The sequence below is a fragment of the Nodularia sp. LEGE 04288 genome (assembly GCF_963896525.1).
In the GTDB taxonomy this organism is placed as follows: domain Bacteria; phylum Cyanobacteriota; class Cyanobacteriia; order Cyanobacteriales; family Nostocaceae; genus Nodularia.
The window spans coordinates 1-4,759 of sequence record NZ_CAWQOY010000058.1 but is presented as its reverse complement, the minus strand read 5'-3'; the positions used below and the strand labels follow the sequence as shown (position 1 = coordinate 4,759).

Sequence of the window (4,759 nt, the reverse complement as noted above, 5' to 3'; positions counted from 1 at the left end):
ATCTCACTCAACCGAGAACCGTTATATAATTTTTCAATCGTCAGTTAATTCCGAAATATTGCGGAAATGAAACCCAATTATATTTCTTAACTGATAACTGATAATTACACATTAAATCGGAATAACATTACATCCCCTTCTTGCACAATATATTCTTTTCCTTCACTGCGAACTAAGCCTTTCTCCTTCGCCGCATTCATCGAACCATGTGTAACTAAAGCATCATAAGCTACGGTTTCAGCGCGAATAAATCCCCGCTCAAAATCCGAGTGAATCACACCTGCTGCTTGGGGTGCAGACATTCCAGCATTAATTGTCCAAGCACGGGTTTCTTTCGGTCCACAGGTAAAATATGTCCGCAATCCCAAAAGGGTATAAGTCGCCCGAATCAAAGATTTTAAACCACCTTCTTTAACACCTAAAGATTCCAGAAAATCAGCTTTATCTGCTTCTGGTAATTCCACTAATTCCGCTTCTACTTGCGCCGAAACAATCACAACTTGGGCATTTTCACTAGCTGCAACTTGCCGAACTTTTTCCACAAAATCATTGCCCGTGGCTAATTCCTCTTCGGAAACATTAGCAGCGTAAATAATTGGTTTATTAGTAAGTAATTCAAACCCCTTAATAATCTCTGCTTCTTCTTCAGACAAACTGACCTGACGTACAGATTTACCTTCATTTAAAGCCGCAGCTAATTTTTCCAGAATTGTGATTTCAAACTGGGCATCTTTGCTAGTACGCGCTTGTTTACGAGTGCGGTCAATTCGGCGTTCAATTTGCGCTAAATCTGATAAACCCAGTTCTAAATTAATGATTTCAATATCTCTGGCTGGGTCAATAGAACCGGCGACGTGGATAATATCTTCATTTTCAAAACAACGCACCACATGGATAATGGCATCAACTTCCCGGATGTGGGACAAAAATTGATTACCTAGTCCTTCTCCTTGACTAGCACCTTTAACCAAGCCAGCGATATCGACAAACTCGACCCGCGCTGGTATGGTTTGTACGGAACTAGCAATGTTAGCCAAAACATTTAAGCGCTCATCCGGTACTGAGACAATGCCCACATTCGGTTCAATCGTGCAGAAAGGAAAGTTAGCAGCTTCGGCTTTGGCGTTAGCCACTACAGCATTAAATAAAGTAGATTTTCCGACGTTGGGAAGTCCGACAATTCCGGCTCTTAGCATTTTCGATTGGAGATTTTGTTAACTACAAAGTCAATTTAAACAGGTTCAGGGATGGTTTGGGGGATTGTTCCTGGAACCGTTTGCGGAATCGGGGCTGGAACTGGTTGGGGAATAGGGGCTGGTACTGGTTCTGGAACTGGTTGGGGAATGGGGGCTGGTACTGGTTCTGGACTGGGTAACGGATTCGGTTCAGTGTTAGGAATTTGTGGTTCTGGTATAGAAATAGCTGTGGGATAAATCACGTAGGTCTAATTTGATTATTTGACCTTTCCAGGCTAAATGATCACCCAGGCAAACCGCATCTGCCAAAATGGCTATCTCAGTTAAAGATGATCGCTAGAGTCTAATTTTCACCTATTCAGCTTGATAATTTATTGTCCCACAATTCTAGTAAACCAAATCTGGCGTTTAATTTTCATTGCATCAACTTATTAATTAATTCATCTAGTTTTAAAAGCCCCTCAGTAATCTGTTTTACCATGTTTAGTTCATTCGCAGGATCTGGTGGTTGAATAGTTCTGTAGGATGTAGCTGAGGTATGCACTACGATACCTCTTTCTTTACCAAATGTATTCATGGTAGCAAGCCAAGCAGGATCTAAGTCATCACTATCTATCCCTATGGGTAAGAGTAATGCCAAAAGATTAGCTTCTTTGACTCCGTGATTATTATCAATAACCTTCTTAAAACAATTGCTAGCTAAGGTGATTTTATTACTTATCTTTATTTTATCTAATGAACCTGTCTTATTTCCTTTCATTGGTGTAAGTGTGACTGGTGGTATATCCATCATTTGACCTGAGAAGGCAACTAGACTTATCAAAGCCAAACAGGTCTTACCTCCGTTATCCCATGCTTTTTTAGCATTTAGAGTAGCTTCCCAAGCTCTATCTTCAAGATAAGACTCAATTTCAGCATGAGCTAAAACTCTGTATGCAAGAGTTCTAGATAACTGCCTATCTGAATATAAACCTATGGGACTAATTTTAGGAATAAATTGCTTTTTTAGCCTATTTAATTCTTTGTTTAAAGTACGAAATCTCACGGATTTTGGCATATTTAAAACAAAAGCTACCTCAAATCGTTGAAGACAATACGATTATCAATGAATTCAGGTAGATTAAACTCTACATCTAAAACTTCTAATAGGCTTTCGCCCCACAATACCAGACGATTATAAGTTTCCGTAATATTCTTTGTTGTTCCCTCAACGCCTTCCCTAAACTTACTATTTGATGAACATAACTTCTTGAACACTTCTTCAACTTTTTCTTTATTCCGTTCAGCAGATTGTCTTATAATTTCATCCGAAAAGTAAAAAACCATCACATCTAAAATAGCTTTATTAAATCGTCTTCTATATGTATTATCATTCTTTAACCACATTCGACAAAAGTTTTTTTCTTGAAATATATTAATAGTTGTTTGCACTGCTTTTTCAAATTTATTAACTACATTTTCAATGTCATTATGTCTTTTATCCCAATCTTTGTTAAGTTTTAGACAAGTTTCGTCTAAAAATGCTTTAAGATTTCCACGATATCCTGATAAAAAGTAATGGAACCCCACATAACGTAAGAGTAATTCCACATCACGCATCCGAAAATCAGGATTTGGTGATTTAAATATTTTTTTCAGAGCCTTACTTTTAATTGATTGGTCATCTAAAAAATTGATAAAAGAGCCAGGATGTAATGCTTGTCTCAGCTCTTGTGCAGATAAAGGCGTGCTTTGTACATTAAGGCGTAGAAAAATTTTATACAGAAAATTGTCACTTTCTACGTTCCTAACTACTATAGTACGAATAGTTTGATTATCAAGATTATTAAGCTCCTTCTTCAACAAAAAATTACTTCTTAACTCTTCGTATGTGCTACTATTCATATCAGTTCGGAACTCTAAATTTTTTAAAGCAAAAGCATTATTTGGAGTCTCACTCCTACCATAAAATTGAAGAATTGTTAACAATCTTTGCTTACCATCAAGAACTATAAAATTTCCCCGTTTCTCTTGGAAAGCTAATACTATTTGTGGTATAGGAAATCCCAACATTAGTGATTCTATGAATCGGCTTTTACGAGTTATATCCCAAGCATCTCTTCTTTGGAATCTTGGATTTAGCTCGATATTTTCACGAATCATTTGATCAAGTATTGTCGCTGTTGTCCAGTCACTTCCAGATACAACAATTCTTTGAATTTCTGCTAATTCCGAACTTGGGTTTATACGAAAATCAGATTCAAAATCCTGATCTTCATCTTCTTCAAAAAAATTGACTTCTTGTTCAGGCATAAATGTCATTTGTATAGAAACTTAAATTAGCAGCTAATATAGCTTATTAGTTAATTATATTCGATTCTGATCTACAAACTCACAAATGATTTTCAGTTTAAGTTATAGGCGGTTCGTTTATACAAAAATGCGAAATCAAAACCAAACACCTTTATTAGATGCCTTAAAAGCTTGTACAACCCATGCTCACGCTCCTTTTTATACGCCAGGACATAAGCGAGGAAAGGGCATTGCTCAACCCTTGGCTGATTTACTTGGTACAAAAATTTTTTGTGCTGATTTAACTGAACTGGCAAATTTAGATAATCTTTTTGCACCCGAAGGCGTGATTCTAGCAGCGCAAGAATTAGCCGCAGAGGCTTTTGGGGCTGCACAAACATGGTTTCTGGTGAATGGTTCTACCTGTGGAATTGAAGCGGCTATTCTCGCTACCTGTGGCACTGGGGATAAAATTATTATGCCGCGAAATGTGCATTCATCTGCGATCGCCGGATTAATTCTCTCTGGTGCTATGCCGATTTTTCTCAATCCTGAATATGACTCAGTTTTAGATATTGCTCACAGTATCACACCTGAAGCTGTGCAAGCTGCACTCCAAAAGCATCCTGACACTAAAGCAGTGCTGGTAGTTTATCCTACATATTACGGTGTTTGTGGAAATTTACAAGCGATCGCACAAATTACTCACCAATATCATATCCCCTTACTTGTCGATGAGGCACACGGCGCACACTTTGCTTTTCATCCTGATTTACCTCCCTCAGCTTTAGCCGCAGGTGCAGATTTAACAGTCCAGTCTACTCATAAGGTACTGGGTGCAATGACGCAAGCATCAATGTTACACGTCCAAGGCGATAGGATAGACATTGACCGTGTAAGTAAAGCTTTGCAACTTGTCCAGTCTACTAGTCCCAGTTATATACTTTTAGCTTCCTTGGATGCCGCACGTCAACAAATGGCATTATATGGAAAAGGGCTGATGTCTCGCACTTTAGAACTTGCAGATATAGCGAGAAGGAGAATTAGTCAAATTCCAGGATTATCAATTTTGCAGATGCCAAATTTAGATCAAACACGGTTAACTGTTACTGTTTCTGGCTTAGGTTTAACCGGATTTGCAGCCGAAGAAATTCTAGACGAAAAGCTGGGTGTGACGGCTGAGTTTGGATCATTGCAACATCTGACTTTTATTATTAGTTTGGGTAACACTGCATCTGATATTGAGCAATTGGTGCAAGGTTTTATGAGAGTGGGGAGTGGGGAGTGGGGAG

Annotated in this window: 5 protein-coding genes; 1 reads left to right on the top strand and 4 read right to left on the bottom strand. The window is 38.3% G+C overall.

The features are described 5' to 3' along the window. Nucleotides 1-104: 104 nt before the first annotated feature. The 4 genes from ychF to AACX33_RS04715 form a co-directional block, all read right to left on the bottom strand. On the bottom strand, nt 105-1,196 hold the full coding sequence (gene ychF, locus AACX33_RS04730; RefSeq protein ID WP_193998483.1) for a redox-regulated ATPase YchF: 1,092 nt from the start codon (nt 1,194-1,196) through the stop codon (nt 105-107). A 35-nt stretch (nt 1,197-1,231) separates the two neighbouring features. Next, on the bottom strand, nt 1,232-1,438 hold the full coding sequence (locus tag AACX33_RS04725; protein WP_193998484.1) for a hypothetical protein: 207 nt from the start codon (nt 1,436-1,438) through the stop codon (nt 1,232-1,234). Nucleotides 1,439-1,611: 173 nt separating this feature from the next. After that, nucleotides 1,612-2,241: a HEPN domain-containing protein gene (locus AACX33_RS04720; protein ID WP_322744526.1), complete on the bottom strand. Its 630-nt coding sequence runs from the start codon at nt 2,239-2,241 to the stop codon at nt 1,612-1,614. Between the two features lie 26 nt (nt 2,242-2,267). Then, nucleotides 2,268-3,488: a DUF262 domain-containing protein gene (locus AACX33_RS04715; RefSeq protein ID WP_193998486.1), complete on the bottom strand. Its 1,221-nt coding sequence runs from the start codon at nt 3,486-3,488 to the stop codon at nt 2,268-2,270. Between the two features lie 127 nt (nt 3,489-3,615). Here AACX33_RS04715 and AACX33_RS04710 point away from each other — a divergent pair. Next, nucleotides 3,616-4,759, top strand: a 1,144-nt coding sequence (locus tag AACX33_RS04710) for an aminotransferase class I/II-fold pyridoxal phosphate-dependent enzyme (protein ID WP_227789443.1), incomplete at its 3' end; no start/stop codon positions are given.